Source organism: Nitrosomonas sp. (assembly GCF_019635155.1).
In the GTDB taxonomy this organism is placed as follows: Bacteria; Pseudomonadota; Gammaproteobacteria; order Burkholderiales; family Nitrosomonadaceae; genus Nitrosomonas.
The window spans coordinates 1-4853 of the sequence record NZ_JAHBZY010000040.1 but is presented as its reverse complement, the minus strand read 5'-3'; the positions used below and the strand labels follow the sequence as shown (position 1 = coordinate 4853).

At 47.9% G+C, this 4853-nt stretch carries 2 protein-coding genes; both read right to left on the bottom strand.

Annotated features, from left to right (window positions below; all coding sequences use genetic code 11):
• A partial coding sequence (locus tag KF839_RS14645; protein WP_292918569.1) for an RHS repeat domain-containing protein occupies positions 1-3951 on the bottom strand: 3951 nt, incomplete at its 3' end.
• Positions 3952-4475: 524 nt separating this feature from the next.
• Complete coding sequence (locus tag KF839_RS14640; protein WP_292918568.1) at positions 4476-4703, bottom strand: hypothetical protein; 228 nt, start codon at positions 4701-4703, stop codon at positions 4476-4478.
• Positions 4704-4853: the final 150 nt, after the last annotated feature.

Genomic DNA, 4853 nt, shown 5'->3' with positions numbered 1-4853 from the left:
AAAACCCAGCGGATTCTGCTCCACATACCCCCAAACATTCATCCCACCTGCCAACCCGATCGGATCGGGTGAGATATACCGCCCGGTCTCCGGTTCATAATAGCGGAAATAGTTGTAGTGCAGGCCGGTTTCCTTATCGAAATACTGCCCGGGGAATCGCAGGTTGTATTCAAAAAACTGTGTTGCATCCATCGGATTCTCGATTGGCAGGTTGGCGCCGAACGCGTGGGTGTTGTCCCAGCGCCAGACGATGGTGTTGCTTGTATCGGTGATCACCCGTGGGGTGTTGAGATGGTCGGCGTGGATGTAATGCACCTGGATCTCGCTGGCGGCGGTGGGTTTCGTGATAACAGCAACCGGAATGTTATCCAGCCACACGGTTTCCTGCCGTAGCAGCCAATCATCGGTTGGTGTGGCAGTGTTTGAGTTATCCCGGTATTCGCCGATCAATTGTCCATTAAGGTCATAGAAAAACATGAACTTCGGACTCAGCGGACCATCCTTGATAATGCGCTGATCCAAGGCGTTGGTTTTGTAGGTGTGCGTTTTGCCGCCTTTGATTGTGGCAGCAAGTTTCCCGGCAGCATTCCAAGCGAAGATCGCAGTACCGTCGCTCAGCGGATGGCCGGCGGCATTGTAGCTATAGTTCTTCGCAACCGGTCCGGCAACGTTCATCAGACGGTTGCTGGCAGCGGCGATGGCATACGGGTAACTGATACCGCCAAATTGCGCTGCCGTGCGGTTGCTGTTGGCGTCATACGCCCACAATTTGAATCCATCGTTGTCCGATTGACTGGTCAGACGATCCAGCGCATCGTAATCGTAGCTGCGGTTATATACCGGATAGTTGGTATCGTTTGTGTTAATGATGCGGCTCGCAAGATCGTAGATCAGCGTGCGGGTGTCGTTGCCAAGCGGGTGGGCGGCGAGCCGTCCATCCAAGTCAAAGCTGCGCGTATAGGCTTGCCCGTTGCCCCATACCCAGCTTTTAGGTTCGCCAAACGGGTGATAGCGGATGTTGTTCAGCAGTACGTTGCCATTAACGCGGATCTCGCTCGGGCGGCCATCGGCGCTATAGGTGGTGGTAATTTGCGTGCCCGACGGGTACGTGGTTTGGCTTAAGCGACCAAAGCTGTCGTATTGGTAACTTAGTGTTTGAATGTAGTTGATGGTATTGCCGGCACCACCGCTGGCAATCTTGGCGGTTTGCGTCTTGGTCAGCAAACGGCCGTGCGGATCGTAGTTGAAACCGGTCGAGCCGGATTCGTCGGTCATACCGATCAGCCGCCCGATACCGTTCGCGCCGGTATCGTAACTCCAGGTCAGCGCAATCGCTCCGGGCACACCGGCTACCGTGGTGTGGGTGCGTTTGGTCGGACGATTCAGTGCATCCCAGGTATAAGACTGCTTGACGCCTCGTGCGTCCAGCACGGTTTTGAGATTACCGGCGGAATCGTAGGTGTACGTAGTCGTGCCGCGATCGGCAGAGACTTCTTGCGTCACATCGCCGAAACCGTTGTAGTTGTATGTTGTGGCGATATTGCGCGGATCGGCCACCTGGGTGATCCGATCCAGTGCATCGTGCATTTGCCGGGTCAAGCCGCTGTCCGGGTCGGTCGTTTCCATCAGGCGGTTGCGTGCGTCGAATTGGAAATTGACCGCGTGCAGCAGCGGGTTGGCGATTTGCTTGAGATTGCCTTGCGCGTCGTATTGGTACTGCGTGGTCTGGCTTTGCGCGCCGATGTCTTTCCATAGCCGGTTCAGCGCATCGTATTCGCGCTGTTGGATTCTAGCCAGGTTATTGCCGGTATCGAATAGTTCTTCCCTGATGCGGTTACCCATGTTATCGAGTGTGTATTGGATGCGATTGCCTGCATTATCGGCAATGGCTGTCAGACGATGCGCGGCATCGTAGGTATAACTTAAGAAACTGCTATCCGGGAAGATGATTTTCTTGAGCTGCCCGGCATTGTCATACTGATACTGGATGATTTCCGTGCCGATCACGCGGGATAACAACCGTTGCCGGGCGTCGTAGGTTAATGCGGTGGTCAATCCGTTCGGATCGATGATTTCTTCGGGCTGACCGTGGGCGTTGTAACGCGTGATTTGCGTGATGTGACCCAAGGCGTTGGTGATGCTGGCAGCTTGTCCGCGGCAACCCAAATGGCCGCCGCTACAGGCTGCATCCGGCGCGTAATACTGGGTGACGGTGATATCGGCTATATCGGTGCGCGGACCGTCGGCGGTTTTTTGCAGGATCACGCCGGGGATGCTGGCGTGATACATATAGTCAATCGTCCAGGTGCGTGTATCGTTCGTTGCGGTGTCTTTGATTTGATGCTGCGTGACATTGCCGTAAGCATCATACGCATAACGGGTCTCCCGTCCGACCTCGGTGATAAGCGTGGGCAGCCGGAAGTTTACGTGCCAAGCCGTGAGGATCTTGCGCTCGCTGCTGTTGGCGTTGGGTGTATAACCCAGCAAGTCACCCGGACAGTCGCTGTCGCTGCTTAAGCCTTCGATCCGGGCGATTTCAAGGTTTCTATTCAGATCATACGCATAGCAGGTCTTGTTACCGTTGAAATCGGCGCGACTGATTGCATTGCCATTCGCATCGTAGCTGATGTGGCTCGATGCTGCGCTGCATCCGGAACCCGCCGGTTGCGATTGACCGACGCTTTTGGCTGAACCTGATATAAATTCGAACTTGTGAATATAGGAAGTCCCAATAGGATCAACAATAGTAGTGGTGCGATCAGCGTTATATTTAAAAGAGTAGCGCAATGTTTCACCTGCATGTTCGCTGACAATCGCACGGCCACTTGCATCATATCGGTAGATTGCATTGCGTGCTCCATTCTCATCCGTTATACCGGTAAGAGCATTAGGTAAGTGAGTATTATTTGTGTAGATTTGTTCGTTGTAATGGTAAGTACGGATTCTTCCATCGGGATATGTTACAGAAAGAAGATTATTATTAGTATCATGAACATATTGAAATAACCCACCATTTGGATCTGTCAGGGTTTGTATACGATTTTTGCTATCATAGGTAAAAGACAATGCCCTACCGATGTCATCAGTAACTGTGATAAGCCTACCATCAGCATCATAAGCCAATATCTGTGTGCGACCGTCTCGACGAGTAACGGACAGTAATTTTCCACTTGAACTGTAATTTTCAATAGAATTATTGTTATCAATTAGCAAACGCCATCCGTTACTTCCCAAATACTCCAGTTTGTCTAAATTATCTGTATTTTCGGGAATGTAATATCCATTGCCATCCGGTTTATAAATGTTGATATTCCCATTTGATCGATATACGTGCACATTTCCAAAAGAAATTGACCCAGTAGTTGTTTGCAAACGTACGGAACTATCGTAGTTTGCAGTCCATACCTTTTTATTATCTATCGCATCAAATGAAGCCCCTCCAGATAAACTATTGTAGTGCCTCGAAAATGAAAGACCAATATCCGACCAATAATCTATCTCGTGTTGATACTTGTTGCCATTTGCTGCATTAATGGGATTACTTCCATTATTTATCAATGGTGAACAATCATTGCCTAGATTTCTAAAGGGATCGTAATTGGATGGTGTGACAAGAGCAAGACCCGTTCCGCCATAAGAATTACCGCGATCATCAAATTCATGACACATTGGACCTACTGCTGTAACGTCTCCATCAAATTTTGCTTCACCTTCAGTACGAAATATCATTTTTCCCATGACAGATTCAAGGATCGCACAATAGGCGACAGGAGAAGAGGGTTTCGGTAATGGAATTTGATAAATACCCCAGAAATCATATTGATCCACATAGTAGGGAGGCCATACTTTCTCATTAATAATCATTTTGGGAAATCCCGCCCATGACAGCTCAAAAACGGCAATGGATGATAGGAAAATTAGTTCACATAAACCACGTAAATAACTATTCATAATTTTCCTTGACTTAATATATAGAAAGTTTCCTAACATGAACTTTCTCCCTAGATTGATTCTGACTGAAGGCAATTCAATATTCATTAGCACACTTATGAAGCTACTGAAAGTACAGATTCCCGGAATTACTTAAGAAATTTCTTATTTGATGATTGTCGCGATGATAAGGGAGAAGGTCGCTGGAAAAACGATGAATAACGGTGATTTAACCCGTTATTTCCGGAGACTGGATCGAAAAACCCGATGCCGGTTGGATTAGAGATAATTGCCAGGCAAGCAGCCGTCACATAATGACGGTGATACCGCTTTATCAGTATCGCCCATGATTCAAATTCTGATAGTGATCGCAGCGATTATTGGGTACGGGTGGATTTGATCCATTCCTCAGCAAGGAATGTTAACTGCTAAATTTATTATGTTTTTATAACAGGTTGATGCTGTGCGTTTATTACTTGTCAGCATCAACCCGCTTATTGCCAGATAGGTTACGAAGAGATTGTGAAGCCTTGGCCAGTTTTGAATTACCGGCTGATAACTACCGGTTCATTTGCACCGGCATAGTTGTCATTTTTAGTTTTTTGCGATGCAGTTCTTGGAACAATGTATCCTCCTGGCTTGCCAGTAGCAGGGTCAATCCAGTAAACATTGCTTTTACCTACTTTAATATTGCCTTGCGGGGCTTCAGGAAGTGTCGAACAAGCCGATAAGAATGCCGATGCCGCTAACAGTGTAATCAGTTTTAGTCTCATTTGTTTTATTCCTCTTAATTAAAAAATGTTGCTCGGGTTACTGACTGTAACAATTCAGATCATTTGAGCGAACTATAGCGGGATAAAACCATATTAACAAATCAATAATCCTGATGTTTATCATAGATAATAACTTATGGATTGGGGATA

Coding starts and splice junctions, on each gene's coding strand:
- KF839_RS14640 (WP_292918568.1), bottom strand. CDS start 4,703: ATGAGACTAAAACTGATTACACTGTTAGCGGCATCGGCATTCTTATCG.